Source organism: Curtobacterium uvaldense (assembly GCF_028307415.1).
Taxonomy (GTDB): domain Bacteria; phylum Actinomycetota; class Actinomycetes; order Actinomycetales; family Microbacteriaceae; genus Curtobacterium.
Map to the genome: position 1 here is coordinate 168505 of NZ_JAQMHU010000003.1, position 14398 is coordinate 182902.

13 protein-coding genes are annotated in these 14398 nt (G+C 71.7%); 1 reads left to right on the forward strand and 12 read right to left on the reverse strand.

Annotated features, from left to right (window positions below; translation table 11 throughout):
• Positions 1 to 31: 31 nt before the first annotated feature.
• The 4 genes from atpB to PIJ49_RS03410 form a co-directional block, all read right to left on the reverse strand.
• The gene (atpB, locus tag PIJ49_RS03395; RefSeq protein ID WP_442874592.1) at positions 32 to 892 is read right to left on the reverse strand and encodes a F0F1 ATP synthase subunit A; all 861 of its coding nucleotides are present in this window, start codon (positions 890 to 892) and stop codon (positions 32 to 34) included.
• Positions 893 to 996: 104 nt separating this feature from the next.
• Entirely contained in the window at positions 997 to 1476 is a 480-nt protein-coding gene (locus tag PIJ49_RS03400) for a Cg1360 family ATP-synthase-associated protein (RefSeq protein WP_271825806.1), read from the reverse strand.
• Entirely contained in the window at positions 1473 to 2699 is a 1227-nt protein-coding gene (locus tag PIJ49_RS03405) for an MraY family glycosyltransferase (protein WP_066654629.1), read from the reverse strand. The genes PIJ49_RS03400 and PIJ49_RS03405 overlap by 4 nt, the downstream gene beginning before the upstream one ends.
• Positions 2696 to 3370, reverse strand: coding sequence for an L-threonylcarbamoyladenylate synthase (locus PIJ49_RS03410; protein ID WP_066654631.1), 675 nt, complete (start codon positions 3368 to 3370; stop codon positions 2696 to 2698). Before PIJ49_RS03410 ends, PIJ49_RS03405 begins: the two co-directional genes overlap by 4 nt.
• Before the next feature lie 25 nt (positions 3371 to 3395).
• Here PIJ49_RS03410 and PIJ49_RS03415 point away from each other — a divergent pair, with 25 nt between their 5' ends.
• The gene (locus tag PIJ49_RS03415) at positions 3396 to 4055 is read left to right on the forward strand and encodes an HAD family hydrolase (RefSeq protein ID WP_066654633.1); all 660 of its coding nucleotides are present in this window, start codon (positions 3396 to 3398) and stop codon (positions 4053 to 4055) included.
• A 123-nt stretch (positions 4056 to 4178) separates the two neighbouring features.
• Here PIJ49_RS03415 and prmC read toward each other — a convergent pair whose 3' ends face one another.
• The 8 genes from prmC to PIJ49_RS03455 all read right to left on the reverse strand — a co-directional run bounded on the left by prmC (position 4179) and on the right by PIJ49_RS03455 (position 14286).
• Positions 4179 to 5054 carry a peptide chain release factor N(5)-glutamine methyltransferase gene (gene prmC / locus PIJ49_RS03420; protein ID WP_271825820.1) on the reverse strand — a complete coding sequence of 292 codons (876 nt, stop codon included), beginning with the start codon at positions 5052 to 5054 and terminating at the stop codon, positions 4179 to 4181.
• A gap of 19 nt (positions 5055 to 5073) precedes the next feature.
• Positions 5074 to 6156 carry a peptide chain release factor 1 gene (prfA, locus tag PIJ49_RS03425; protein WP_066654635.1) on the reverse strand — a complete coding sequence of 361 codons (1083 nt, stop codon included), beginning with the start codon at positions 6154 to 6156 and terminating at the stop codon, positions 5074 to 5076.
• Positions 6157 to 6159: 3 nt separating this feature from the next.
• Entirely contained in the window at positions 6160 to 8370 is a 2211-nt protein-coding gene (rho, locus tag PIJ49_RS03430; protein ID WP_251155059.1) for a transcription termination factor Rho, read from the reverse strand.
• Between the two features lie 177 nt (positions 8371 to 8547).
• Positions 8548 to 9504: a homoserine kinase gene (gene thrB / locus PIJ49_RS03435; RefSeq protein WP_251155148.1), complete on the reverse strand. Its 957-nt coding sequence runs from the start codon at positions 9502 to 9504 to the stop codon at positions 8548 to 8550.
• A 32-nt stretch (positions 9505 to 9536) separates the two neighbouring features.
• Positions 9537 to 10616, reverse strand: coding sequence for a threonine synthase (gene thrC / locus PIJ49_RS03440; protein ID WP_066654638.1), 1080 nt, complete (start codon positions 10614 to 10616; stop codon positions 9537 to 9539).
• 50 nt (positions 10617 to 10666) lie between these two features.
• Positions 10667 to 11986, reverse strand: coding sequence for a homoserine dehydrogenase (locus PIJ49_RS03445; protein WP_209682380.1), 1320 nt, complete (start codon positions 11984 to 11986; stop codon positions 10667 to 10669).
• 56 nt (positions 11987 to 12042) lie between these two features.
• Entirely contained in the window at positions 12043 to 13443 is a 1401-nt protein-coding gene (lysA, locus tag PIJ49_RS03450) for a diaminopimelate decarboxylase (protein WP_271825809.1), read from the reverse strand.
• Between the two features lie 87 nt (positions 13444 to 13530).
• Positions 13531 to 14286 carry an LmeA family phospholipid-binding protein gene (locus tag PIJ49_RS03455; protein WP_271825811.1) on the reverse strand — a complete coding sequence of 252 codons (756 nt, stop codon included), beginning with the start codon at positions 14284 to 14286 and terminating at the stop codon, positions 13531 to 13533.
• Positions 14287 to 14398 lie beyond the last annotated feature (112 nt).

A 14398-nucleotide genomic window follows, 5' to 3' on the forward strand; every position in this document is an offset into this window, starting at 1 on the left:
GTCGTGCCGTATGGGGGTCAGAAGGGGTCGGTCAGTGCTCGTCAGCCAGCGCGAGCTGGATGTACACAGCGGTCAGCAGCATGAAGACGTACGCCTGCAGCAGCGCGACGAGGATCTCGAAGAAGCTGAACGCGATGCCGAACGCCAGGGTCCCGATGCCGAAGAGCTTGAAGAGGCTCTCGGCGTCGAAGAAGAAGAACCAGGTGGCCGAGAAGAAGAGCACCAGGAGGAGGTGACCCACGACCATGTTCATGAGCAGTCGCAGCGTCAGCGTCACCGGACGGAGCACGAAGGTCGAGACGAGCTCGATCGGCGTCACGATGATGTAGAGCGGCCACGGGACACCGGGCGGGAAGAGCGCGTTGCGGAGGAACGTGCCCGGGTGCTTGCGGAGGCCCGCGTAGATGAACGCGACGTACGCGACGATCGCCAGGATCATCGGCATCGCGATGCGGCTCGTACCGGCGATGTTCATGAACGGGATGAGACCCGTCAGGTTCATGAACAGGACACCGAAGAACACCGTGGCCAGGAGCGGCAGGAAGCGCTTGCCGTCCTTCTCACCGAGGTTGTCGAAGGTGTTGCGGCGGACGACGTCGAACGCGTACTCGATGAAGGCCTGTCCGCGGTTCGGGACGAGCTTCAGGGCACGGGTCCCGACGAACGCGAAGACGAGCAGCACGGCCACCGCGAACAAGCGGATGAGGACGATGCGGTCCATCTCGATCGGGGTCCCGGCGAAGAAGATCGGGTCCGGGAAGAACTCGTTGATCGACGGACCATGGAATTCGGCGGCCTTGCTGCTCCCCGCCGCCACGGTGTTGGCCGCGGCGGTGAGGGACAGGGGAAGAGCGTGGGATAGCAGCGCTGTCTCCTGTGTCGGCGCGCGCACACACGGCACGCGATGGTGGACTTTGTGGAGGCTCGTCCGCTCCGAGCGAGGCTCCGGACGCGGACTTCGAGAAGCCTATCAGGTGCGAGAGGCTTCTCGGGCTCTCAGGGCCGTGGGGTGTCGTTCCCAGGATCGACCGCGTCGCCGGGCTGGTGCACCCCGATCGGGATGCGGGCCTTGGCGACCGCCACCACGTCGATCACGAGCGACCCGACGACGCCCGCGATGATCACCACGGCGAGCACCGGGAAGTCCACCCAGGCGCGGTCGCGCAGTGCGAGCAGGACCACCAGGAAGAGCACGAACTTCAGGATCCACGTCCCCATCACGATCCCGAAGAAGGCGCCCGAGATCATCTGCCCCTTCGACACCCGGAGGGCGACGAGCACCGAGACCGCGGTGAGCCCGAGGAACACCACGCTCAGCACGGCGCCGAGCAGGCCACCGGCGAGTCCCGGCGTCCCGGCGACGACGAGCCCGACGGCTCCCCCGACGACGGCCAGGCCGACGGCGAGGAGGGCCGCCCAGAGGAGGATCCGGCGGAACACCGGCCGGACGTGGTCGAGGGCGTTCGGTGCGGTCACGAGGGGTCTCCAGGGATCGTTCGGTCGTTGGCGGCGCGGTCGAGCGGATCGAGGCTGGCGTCGACGACGGTGTTCGAGCGGGTGGCGGCCTGCGCGGCGAACTCCGCGCGCTTCCGGCCGAGCGGGGCGAAGGTGGCGATCGCGCACACGGTGAAGCCGATCGCGACGACGGTGACCACCCAGTACCACTCGACGAAGAGGAACAGCAGGCACCCGACGGCGACGGTGGCCGTCCACGCGTAGAAGATCAGCACGGCGTGGAAGTGGGAGTGCCCCATGTCGAGCAGACGGTGGTGCAGGTGCTTCCGGTCGGCCGAGAACGGCGACTTGCCCGCGCTGAGCCGACGGGTGACGGCGAGCCCGAAGTCGAGGATCGGCACGATCAGGATCGCGAAGGGCAGCAGGATCGGGATGAACGCCGGCAGCAGGGCCTGGCGTGTCGAGATGACCGCGGGGTCGATGTTGCCCGTCACGGACACGGCGCTCGTGGCCATCAGGAACCCGACGAGCAGCGCGCCGGCGTCGCCCATGAAGAGCTTCGCCGGGTGCCAGTTGAGGACGAGGAACCCCGTGCAGGCACCGACGAGCACCGCCGTGAGCAACGAGGGCAGGTTGAAGAAGAACTCCGTCTGCACGACCACGCGGTTGATGAAGAACGTGTAGAGGAAGAACACGCCGCCGGCGATGATCGCGACCCCGGCGACGAGGCCGTCCAGACCGTCGATGAAGTTGACGGCGTTCATCACGAGCACGACCGCGAGCACGGTGAAGATCAGGCTCATGTAGGACGACCCGACGCCGAGCGTGTTGCCGATCGGCAGCGACACGATCGCCACGCCCTGCCAGGCCAGGATCCCCGCGGCGATGATCTGCCCGGCGAGCTTCGTCATCCAGTCGAGGTCCCAGATGTCGTCGGCGACACCGAGCACCACGATGATCGTCGCACCCGCGAGCACCGCGATCACGCGCCCGGGTTCCGAGAACACGAGCCGGAAGTAGTCGGTCCCCGCGATGGAGGGGAAGAGGAACCAGGCCGCCAGCAGCGACACGATCACGCCGAGGTACATCGCGATCCCGCCGAGCCGCGGTGTGGGCGTGCGGTGCACGTCGCGCTCGCGGACCTTCGGGTACCAGCCGTAGCGCAGGCCGAGCTTCCACACGGCCCAGCTGCAGACGAAGCTCACCACGGCCGCGATGGCCCCGGCGAGCAAGTAGTACTTCACGTGACGAGGTCGGCTCCGACGACCCGGACGATGTCCTCGTCGGCGATCACCCCGTGTCGGACGATCGTCAGCTTCCCGCCGGTCGAGAGGCCGGTCGCGTCGACGATGGTCGACCCGGTCGAGGCGGCGAAGCCGTCGTGCACCGCGAGCGGTCCCCCGTCGAGGTAGACCGACACGCTGTCGCCGAGCATCGACTCGGCCCGGTCCACGTCCATCGCGGCAGGGTCTCCGGTCGAGTTCGCGGAGGAGACCGCGAGCGGTCCGACCTCCTGCAGCAGCTCGAGGGCGATGCGCGAGTCCGGCATGCGGAGCGCGACGGTCCCCCGGGTCTCCCCCAGGTCCCAGTCCAGCGACGGTTGCGCGCGCAGGATGACGGTGAGCCCGCCGGGCCAGAACTCGTCGACGAGGTCGCGGACCTGCTGCGGGATCTCGGTCGCCAACGCCTCGAGCGTCGGCGGTCCGGGGATCAGCACCGGGGGCGGCGACTGGCGGGTGCGTCCCTTGGCGTCGAGCAGGCGCTGGACGGCGGTCGCGCTGAAGGCGTCCGCCGCGACGCCGTAGACGGTGTCGGTCGGGACGACGACGAGTTCTCCCCGGCCGAGGGCGGCACGTGCGAGCCGCATCCCGGTCAGGAGCCCGTCGGGGTCGGTGCAGTCGTATCGGGAGGCCATGACTCGACGATGATAGTGCGACACAATGGACGGCATCGTGAACGAGACGCCCGCGCCCCGACTCCTGTTCCTCTTCGACATGGACGACGTGCTCGTCCGGTACGACTGGCGGGTCCGGATGGCGGCCCTCGGCGAGTACACCGGGCACTCCTTCGAGGAGCTCCGCCGACGCTGGTGGGACTGCGGCCACGAGTCCCGTGCCGAGGCCGGGCACTTCCCCGACGGGGACGCCTACCTCGCCGCCTTCGCCGAGGCGATGGGGTGTGCGGTGCCCGAGGCGGACTGGGCGCGCATCCGCGGCGCGGCGATGACCGAGCTGCCCGAGCGCATCGAGGCCGTCCGGATCGCGTCCGAGCACGGCCGTGTCGGCCTGCTCACGAACAACGGTCCGCTCGCGGGCCGGTGGATCGGGAGGTGGGCACCGTCGTTGCCGCCGCTCTTCGGCGAGCACCTGGACACGACGAGCAACTTCGGCGCGCGCAAGCCCGAGCCCGAGGTGTTCGAACGGGCGCTCGCGCACCACGGTGTGCCCGCCGAGCGCGCGTTCTTCGCCGACGACATGCCGGTCAACGTCGAGGCGGCCCGCGTCCTCGGCATCCACGCGGTCCTGGTCGAGGAGCACACCGACCTGCGCAGAGCGGTCCGCGCCTTCGTCGCAGCCCAGCAGCGGGTCGCCACCGCCTGACCCGTCACGTCCGCGACAAGCGACGAGCGCGGTTCCTCGCAGCGCTGTACCGCTGCGCAGCTCCGCCGAGGTCGCGTCGTGCGGGCACCGGGACGACGGCCGGGAGGCCCGGAGCCACCCCGCCTAGCGGGTGGCGGTGGTCGTGCGGTCGCGCCCCGTCAGGTCGACGTGCGTCTCCGGGGACCGGAACCCCCGCCGTGCGAGCACGTCGCGCACGCCGGCGCCCTGCTGCTCGGCGTGCTCGATGACGAGGAGCCCTCCCGGGACGAGGAGCCGCCAGGCGGTGTCGGTGAGTGCCCGGACGGCGTCGAGCCCGTCGGGTCCCCCGTACAGCGCGAGCGCCGGGTCGTGGTCGCGGACCTCGGGGTCGACGGGCACCATGTCGTCGGGGACGTACGGCGGGTTCGAGACGACGACCGAGACCGTGCCGTCGAGCTCCGGGAGCGCGTCGGCGAGGTCGCCCTCGACCAGTCGGACGGTGCCGCCGTGCGCGTCGATGTTGCGCCGGGTCCAGGGCAGCGCCTCGGGTGACCGCTCGACCGCGTAGACGAGGGCGTTCGGCACCTCGGTGTCCATCGCGACGGCGATCGCCCCGCTGCCGGAGCCGAGGTCCACCGCCACCGGCTCGGCCACCGCGGTCGCACGCAGTGCGTCGATGCCGAACTGCACGACGCCCTCGGTCTCCGGCCGGGGCACGAAGACGCCCGGCCCGACGGACAGCGTCAGCGCCCGGAAGTGCGCCTCGCCCGTGATGTGCTGCAGCGGGTCGCGGGTGGTGCGACGGGCGACGGCGTACCGGAAGCGCTCGACGTGCTCCGCCGCGATGGCGCCGCCCGTCAGGGCACGGGCCTGCACGGCACCCCGCGACGTGTCGGTCGCCCAGGCGAGCAGGAGTTCGGCGTCGACGCGCGGGGTCGGGACACCGCGCGCGACGAGCGCAGCGGTCGCCTCGTCGAGGAGGCGATCCGCTGCGGACGTGGGACGACTGTCGGAGGTGATCCGTGCCTCCAGACCGGGCCTAGGCGTCCTGGTCGCCGATGGCGGCCAGGCGTGCCTCTTCGTCCGCCTGGATGGCGGACCGGACGACGGGCTCGAGCGCACCGTTCATCACGCGGTCCAGGTCGTACGCCTTGTACCCGGTGCGGTGGTCCGCGATGCGGTTCTCCGGGAAGTTGTACGTGCGGATGCGCTCCGAACGGTCCATGCCGCGGATCTGCGACTTGCGCGCGTCCGAGGCGATGGCGTCGAGCTCCTCCTGCTGTCGCGCGAGGATGCGGGCGCGCAGGACGCGCATGCCGGCCTCACGGTTCTGCAGCTGGGACTTCTCGTTCTGCATCGCCACCGTGATGCCCGTGGGCAGGTGGGTGATGCGGACTGCGGAGTCGGTCGTGTTGACCGACTGCCCGCCGGGGCCGGACGACCGGTAGACGTCGATCTTGAGGTCGTTCTGGTTGATCTGGACCTCCTCGGGCTCGTCCACCTCGGGGAACACCAGCACGCCGGTGGTCGAGGTGTGGATGCGTCCCTGCGACTCGGTCGCCGGCACGCGCTGCACCCGGTGCACACCGCCCTCGTACTTCAGGTGCGCCCAGACGCCCTGGGACGGGTCGGTCGCGTTCGACTTGATCGCGACCTGCACGTCCTTGTAGCCGCCGAGGTCGCTCTCGGTCCGCTCGAGGAGCTCGACCTTCCAGCCCTTCGTCTCGGCGTAGTGCGAGTACATGCGGAGGAGGTCGGCCGCGAAGAGCGCCGACTCCTCACCGCCCTCACCGCCCTTGATCTCCATGATGACGTCGCGGCCGTCGTCCGGGTCCCGCGGGATGAGCAGCCGGCGGAGTCGCTCCTGGCGCTCCGACAGCTGCTCCTGGAGCGCCGGGACCTCGTCCGCGAACGCCTCGTCCTCGCGGGCGAGCTCCTGGGCGGCGGCGAGGTCGTCCCCCGCCGCCTGCCAGGCCTCGTACGCGGCCTTGATCTGGTTGAGCTCGGCGTACCGCCGGTTCACCTTCTTCGCGCGGGCCGCATCGGCGTGGAGCGCGGGGTCCGACAGCTGCTGCGTCAGGTCCTCGTGTTCCGCCAGCAGCCCGGCCACCGACTCGAACACGCGTTACTCCTGGTGGCCGTCGTGGCGACCGCCGGTCGTGGGGACCGACTTCTGCACCTGGACCAGGAACTCGACGTTCGACTGCGTCTCCTTGAGGTTGCGGAGGACGACGTCGAGCGCCTGCTGCGGGTCGAGCCCGGCGAGGGCACGGCGCAGGCGCCACGTGATCTTGACCTCGTCGGCGGAGAGGAGCTGCTCCTCGCGCCGGGTGCCGGAGGCGTTGATGTCGACGGCCGGGAAGATCCGCTTGTCTGCGAGGTGCCGGTTGAGGCGGAGCTCCATGTTGCCGGTGCCCTTGAACTCCTCGAAGATGACCTCGTCCATCTTGGAGCCGGTCTCGACGAGCGCGGTGGCGAGGATGGTCAGCGAGCCGCCGTCCTCGATGTTGCGCGCAGCGCCGAAGAACCGCTTCGGCGGGTACAGGGCCGCCGAGTCGACACCACCGGAGAGCACGCGGCCGGAGGCCGGCGTCGCCAGGTTGTAGGCGCGGCCGAGACGGGTGATCGAGTCGAGGAGCACGACGACGTCGTGGCCCAGCTCGACCAGGCGCTTCGCACGCTCGATGGCGAGCTCGGCGACCGTGGTGTGGTCCTCCGCCGGACGGTCGAAGGTCGAGGCGATGACCTCGCCCTTCACCGAGCGCTGCATGTCGGTGACCTCTTCGGGCCGCTCGTCCACGAGCACGACCATGAGGTGCGCCTCGGGGTTGTTCTTGGCGATCGCGTTGGCGATGGCCTGCAGCACGACGGTCTTGCCGGCCTTGGGCGGCGAGACGATGAGGCCGCGCTGACCCTTGCCGATCGGTGCGACCAGGTCGATGATGCGCGTGCTGAGCTTCGCCGGCTCGGTCTCGAGGCGGAGACGCTCGTTCGGGTACAGCGGGGTCAGGTCGTGGAACTCGACACGGGCCGCTGCCTCGTCCGCGGTCTGGCCGTTGACCGAGTCCACCTTGACGAGCGCGTTGTACTTCTGGCGCGCCTGCTGCTCGTTGTCGCGCGGCTGCTTGATCGCACCGACGATCGCGTCGCCCTTGCGCAGGTGGTACTTCTTCACCTGGCCGAGGGACACGTAGACGTCGCTCGGTCCCGGCAGGTAGCCGGTCGTGCGGACGAACGCGTAGTTGTCGAGGACGTCGAGGATGCCCGCGATCGGGATGAGGACGTCGTCCTCGGTGATCTCCGGCTCGAACTCGTCGTTCTGACCGCCGCGGCCGCGCTTGCGGTCACGCTGACGACGACCGCGGCCGGCCTCGGCCTCGTCGGCGTGCTGCTGCTGCTGGGCGTTCTGCTGCTGGCCGTTCTGCTTCTGCTGGCCGTTCTGCTTCGGCTGACGGTCGTCCTGCTTCGCGTCGCCGGACTTCTGCTCGTCCTGCTTGCCGTTCTGCTTCTGCTGCTGACCGTTCTGCGGGCCGGCGTTCGCCTGGCCGCCGTTCTGCTGGCCGCCGTTCTGCTGGCCGCCCTGCTGGTCACCGCTCTGCTGTTCGGTGCCCTCGGCGTTCTGCCCGCGGCCACGACCGCGACCACGGCTGCGACGTCCGCGGCGCGAACCGCCCTCGCCCTGCTGGTCGGCCTGGTCGCCCTGGTCCGTCGCCGAGGTCGGCTGCGCGCCGGTCGCCTCGTCGGTCTCGGGGGCAGCGGCCTGCTCGGCGCCGTCCCGCTGCTGGCCGCCGTCCTGCTGGCCGGCGTCCTGGTTCCCGCGGCGGCCGCGGCGGCGACCGGACTGCGCGGCCTCCTCCGCGTCCTTCTCGGCACGGACCTGGTCGAGCCCCGCGAGCAGGTCCTCGGTGCCGGTGTGCCCGTGGTTCGTGTGCTCCGCGGCCGAGGTCTGCGCGGTGTTCACCGTGCCGGCCGAGGAGGCGCGGCGCGAGCGGCGACCGCGGGGCTCCGGAGCCGACTCCGTCTGGTCGGCTGCGGCGTCGTCGGCGGCCGGCGAGGTCGCCGGTGCGGCCAGCGTCGGCTGCTCGGCGGGGGTCTCCTGCGCCGCGGGTGCGGCCTCCGCGGCGGCGGGTGCCTCGTCGGCCGGCGTCTCGGCAGCGGGGGCGGCGTCGTCGGTCGCGGGGCGCTTGTCCTCGATCGACGCGATGAGGTCGCCCTTGCGGAGCTTCGAGAGCCCCGTGATGCCGAGCGAGGAGGCGATGCGCTGGAGCTCCGGGAGGCGGAGCGCGCGCAGGTCGCTGGGGATCTCCACCGGGGTGGAGTCGTTGACGTTCGTCAAGGTCGGTGTTTCCTTTCGAACCGCAGAACGCGGAGAGTTTCCACCGTCCCGGCGCATGGGTGCGCTGCGACCGCCGTTCAGACGACGGACCGGGATTCGGTGATCTGAAAGAGAGTGCCCCCGCGCACCGGACCCTGCGCCAGCGCCGACGGATCCGGTTCGGATCGGTCTGTGCGCCTACGCTGGATCGGCTTCGAGCGCCGAGTGCGGCACCACTGTAGCACCACCGAGGTCCACGGCCAGCATGAGCGCCCGCCAGTCGGACTGCGCGTGTCGCGCCACCAGGTCGGCCGCGGTGAGGCGCTGTGCCGGGTCGCTGCCCAGCACGAGCAGGCTCGGCCCGGCGCCGGAGACCACCGCGGCGAGCCCGTGCTGCCGCAGCAGACCGATCAGTGCATCGGTCTCCGGCATGGCGCTCGCACGGTACGACTGGTGCAGCCGGTCCTCGGTCGCGGCGAGCAGCAGCTCCGGGCTCTGGATGAGGGCGGCGACGAGCAGCGCCGAGCGCGACACGTTGAACGCGGCGTCCTCGTGCGGCACGCTCGCGGGCTGCAGGGACCGCGCGAGCTTCGTCGAGAGCGTCGACGTCGGCACGAAGACCACCGGCGAGACGCCTCGGTGCACCAGCAGGCGCTTGACCGCGGGACCCTCGGCGGTCATCCACGCGATCGTCAGACCACCGAAGAGCGCCGGAGCGACGTTGTCGGGGTGGCCCTCCATCTCGGTGGCCAGGGTGAGCAGGGTCGACGCGTCGAGGTCGACGACCCCTTCGAGCAGGCCGCGGGCCGCCATCAGCCCGGCGACGATGGCGGCGGCCGACGAGCCCATGCCGCGGCCGTGCGCGATCGCGTTCACGGCGTGCAGCTCGAGTCCGGGCTGCTCCACGCCGGCGTGCTCGAGGCCACGACGAACGGCCTGCACCACCAGGTTCGACTCGTCGGTGGCGACCTCACCGGCACCGACGCCCTCGACGATCACGGTCGCGCCGGGCTCCGGGCGGACGCGGACGACCACCTCGTCGTAGACCGACAGCGCCAGCCCGAGCGAGTCGAAGCCCGGGCCGAGGTTCGCGGAGGTCGCCGGGACCCGCACACGGACCGCCCGTCCGGCCGGTACAGCGCTGCGGGCGGTCACGCCCTCCCCCGGTCCGGACGAGCGGTCGACGCTCACGCGGAGCCGACCAGTCCGAGCACCTCGGCGACCGACTTCGTGTCGACCGGGACGCTCGTCGGTGCGACCTCGCCGCCGTCCTCCGTGCGGAGGGCCCACTGCGGGTCCTTCAGGCCGTGGCCGGTCACCGTGATGACGACCTTCGCGCCCTGCGGCACGACACCGGCGTCCGCACGCTCGAGCAGCCCGGCGACGCCGATGGCCGACGCGGGCTCGACGAAGACCCCGACCTCGGCGGACAGGATGCGGTGCGCGGCGAGGATGCCCTCGTCGGTGATGGCACCGAAGTAGCCGTCGGTCTCGTCACGCGCCTCGAGCGCGTACTGCCACGACGCCGGGTTGCCGATGCGGATGGCGGAGGCGATGGTGTCCGGGTGGCGGACGACCTCGCCGGAGACGATCGGGGCGGAGCCGGCGGCCTGGAAGCCGAACATGCGCGGCATCCGCGTCGAGCGGCCCGCGGCGACGTCCTCGCGGTAGCCGCGGGAGTACGCGGTGTAGTTGCCCGCGTTGCCGACCGGCAGGAAGTGGAAGTCCGGGGCGTCGCCCAGCACGTCGACGACCTCGAACGCGGCGGTCTTCTGCCCCTCGATGCGGTCGTTGTTCACCGAGTTGACCAGGTGCACCGGGTAGTTGGCGGCGAGGTCGCGCGCGATGTCGAGGCAGTCGTCGAAGTTGCCCTGCACCTGCAGCAGCTGGGCGTCGTGCGCGACGGCCTGGCTGAGCTTGCCCATCGCGATCTTGCCCTCGGGCACGAGCACCGCGGCGGTGATGCCCGCGTGCGTGGCGTAGGCGGCCGCCGAGGCGCTGGTGTTGCCGGTCGACGCGCAGATGACGGCCTTCGCGCCGTGCTCGACGGCCTTCGAGATCGCCATCGTCATGCCGCGGTCCTTGAACGACCCGGTCGGGTTCATGCCCTCGAACTTGACGTACACGTCCGCGCCGGTGCGCTCCGACAGGCGTCGGGCCGGGATGAGCGGCGTGCCGCCCTCGCCGAGGGTGACGACGGGCGTCGCCTCGGTGACGTCGAGACGGTCGGCGTACTCGCGCAGGACTCCCTGCCACTGGTGGGCCATCAGGCTCTCCTTGTTCGGTGTTGTGCAGTCGGGTTGCTGACGGTGCGGGGCTAGGCCCCGACCACCCGCAGGACGCTGGTGATCTCGACGACGACGTCCTCGCCCCGGAGCGCGACGACCGTGGCGGCCAGGTCGGACTCGCGGGCGAGGTGCGTGCCGATGACGAGGTTCGCGGTGCCGGCCGTGCCGTCGCCCGGGTCGGTCGCGGCGGACTGCTCGACGGTCTCGACGCTCACGCCGTGCTTCGCCAGGACGCCGGCGACCGTGGACAGCACGCCGGGGGCGTCGGCCACGTGCAGCGTGATCTGGTAGCGGGTGCGGACCGTGCCGATCGGGAAGACCGGCAGGGCCGACTGGGTCGACTCCGCGATGCCGGGGCCGCCGATGACGTGACGACGGGCGGCGGACACCAGGTCGCCGAGCACGGCCGACGCGGTCTCGACGCCACCGGCACCGGCGCCGTAGAACATCAGGTCGCCGGCGGCCTCGGCCTCGACGAACACGGCGTTCTTCGCCCCGTGCACACTGGCGAGCGGGTGCGACTCCGGCACGAGCGCCGGGTAGACACGGGCGCTGACGCCCTCGACGCCGTCCTCGTCGGTCAGGCGCTCGGCGGTCGCCAGGATCTTCACGACGTAGCCGGCCTTCCGCGCGGCGCGGACCTGCTCGATCGTGACGGCGGTGATGCCCTCGCGGTGCACGGCGGCCAGGGGCACGGAGGTGTGGAACGCGAGCGAGGCCAGGATGGCGGCCTTCTGCGCGGCGTCGTAGCCCTCGACGTCGGCGGTCGGGTCGGCCTCGGCGTACCCGAGCTCCGTGGCGGTCGCGAGGGCCGCCTCGAAGGTCGAGCCCTCGCGGTCCATCAGGTCGAGGATGAAGTTCGTCGTGCCGTTGACGATGCCCATGATCCGCTCGATGCGGTCGCCCGCGAGCGAGTCGTGCAGCGGCCGGATGATCGGGATCGCGCCGGCGACCGCGGCCTCGTAGTAGAGCTGTGCGCCGACCTGCTCCGCCGCGGCGAAGAGCTCGGGGCCGTGCGTGGCGAGGAGCGCCTTGTTGCCGGTGACGACGTCCGCACCGGACTGCAGCGCCTGGAGCACCAGCGTGCGCGCGGGCTCGATGCCGCCGATCAGCTCGACGACGATGTCCGCGCCGAGGATGAGCGACTGCGCGTCCGTCGTGAAGAGCTCCTTCGGCAGGTCCACGTCGCGCGGAGCGTCGAGGTCCCGCACCGCGATGCCGACGAGCTCGAGGCCGGCACCCGCGCGCGAGGCCAGCTCGTCGCCGTGCTCGAGGAGCAGGCGCGCCACCTGGGAACCGACGGAGCCGGCTCCGAGCAGCGCGACGCGGACGTTGCGGTATTCGATCATGTGGTGCGCATTCCTGTGGGGCGGGCGGCAGCCCGGTCGGGTCGGGGTCAGCGGCGTCAGCCGGCGACGACCCCCGTGTCGCGGGCGAGCAGGTCGTCGATCGACTCGCCACGGACGAGGATACGGGCTGCGCCTTCCGCGACCGCGACGACCGGCGGACGGCCCACGTGGTTGTAGTTGCTGGCGAGGGACCAGCAGTAGGCACCGGTCGCCGCGACGGCGAGCAGGTCACCGCGGTGCACGTCGCCCGGCAGGTACTCGTCGTTCACGACGATGTCGCCCGACTCGCAGTGCTTGCCGACGACCCGGGTCAGCACCGCCGGGGCGTCCGAGCTGCGGGCGAGCCGGGCCGTGTAGTCGGCGCCGTACAGCGCCGGACGGGCGTTGTCGCTCATGCCGCCGTCGACCGACACGTAGGTGCGGGTCGCCGAGGAGCCGTCCTCGGTCTCCAGCGAGACGGGCTTGACGGTGCCGACGCGGTACAGCGTGGTGCCGGCCGGGCCGACGATGTAGCGACCGGGCTCGACGGCGATCTCCGGGACGGGGATGCCCCGCTCGGTGCAGGCGTCGGCGACGATCGTGGCGAGGGCCTCGGCGACGTCCTCGGGCGCGAACGCCTCGTCTGCCTCGGTGTAGTCGATGCCCCACCCGCCGCCGAGGTTCAGCTCCGGGACCGGACCCGTCGCCACGAGTTCGGCGTGCACGTCCATCAGTCGCCGAGCTGCCTCACGGAACCCGGACTCGTCGAAGATCTGGGACCCGATGTGCGAGTGGAGCCCGACGAAGGCGAGCGACGGCTCTGCCCGGACCGCCGCCGCGGCGGCGACGGCCTCGCTCAGGGGGATGCCGAACTTCTGGTCCTCACGCGCCGTGGCGAGGTACTCGTGCGTCGAGGCGTGCACGCCGCTGTTGATCCGGATGCGCACGCGCTGGACCGTGTCGGCGTCGGCGGCGGCACGCGCGACGCGGCCGATCTCCTCGTGGCTGTCGAGGACGATCGTGCCGAGGCCGACCTCGACCGCGCGGGCGATCTCGGCGTCCGACTTGTCGTTGCCGTGGAAGCCGAGCAGCGCGGGGTCCGCTCCCCCGGCCAGCGCGACGGCGAGCTCACCGGCGGTGCACACGTCCAACCGCAGTCCGGCCTCGGTCATCCACGCGGCGACCTGGGTCGTGAAGAACGCCTTGGCGGCGTAGTACACGTGGGCCCGCGTGCCGATGCGGGCGAACGCCTCGGTGAAGGCCGTGCGGACCCTCGACGCGCGTGCCTGGACGTCCCGCTCGTCGACGACGTAGAGCGGGGAACCGAACCGGGCGACCAGGTCCGACGCCGTGATGCCGCCGACGGCGAGCTCACCGTCGTCCGTCCGCGTGGCCGAGGCCGGCCAGATGCGCGCGGTCAGCGCGGAGGCGTCGGCGGGGAACCGCAGCCGCGGCGGGGCAAGGGGGTTGGCGCTCACGGGACCCGATCCTACCGAGCCGCCACGGGCCTCCAGGCCGGTGTTACGCCCGTCGACCGCGGTGGTGACGCGCCGGGATCGACGGCGTCAGCCGCAGTCGCCGACCGTGCGCAGGCCCTGCTCGGTCAGCGGCAGCGAGTCGGCGGTGACCCGGACGGTGGCCTCGGCGGAGGTCACGTCGACGGACCGGACCCGGAGCTGCTCGGGCAGGAACTGCGCCGTGCAGACCTGCACCGGGACGCCCGTGACGCCGGGGATGCGGTCGACCTTCAGGCCGAGGTCCGAGTTCGTGATGCGGACGCTCTGCGGGGTGATCGTGACGCCACGGCCGTCCTGCTGCGCCACCACGTCGCCGGTGGCCGCGTAGCCGATGTCGTACCCGAGCACCGCGGTCGAACCGGACAGCTCGACGCCGCCGTCGACGAGCCGGAGCCGCTCGAACAGCGGGCTGTACTTCGCCAGGTCCTGCACGCTCGTCGCGGCGAGGGTGACGTGGCCGTCGACGTCGTGCACGTCGCCCTTGCCGTCCACCGGGACGTCGCGAGCGGTGACGTCGGCGGCCAGCGGGACCCCGTCGACGGTCAGCCGGTCCGAGGTGATGTCGACCCGGTCGAGCGTGCCGGCGAGCAGCTGCGGGACGACGATGCCCTCGGCGTGTGCGGTGACCTCGCCGGTGGCGCCCTCCGGGAGGGACTGCTCGACCTGGTCGGCGATGATCCGGTCGACGACGCCCCGGAGCACGAACTCCGCGACGACGACGAGCGCGGCGAGCACGAGCACCAGGACGACGAGGACGACGGGCCAGCGACGGCGCTTCCGGGTGGGCTCGGTGGCGACGGACATGCGTCCCACCCTGCCAGGTGCTCCCCGCAGCCGGCCTGGAGGCGCGGTGTGCGCCCGGTGTGCGCGCTGCGGCGGGCGGGGCGCGGCGGGACGGGGCGAGGCGGGGCGGGGC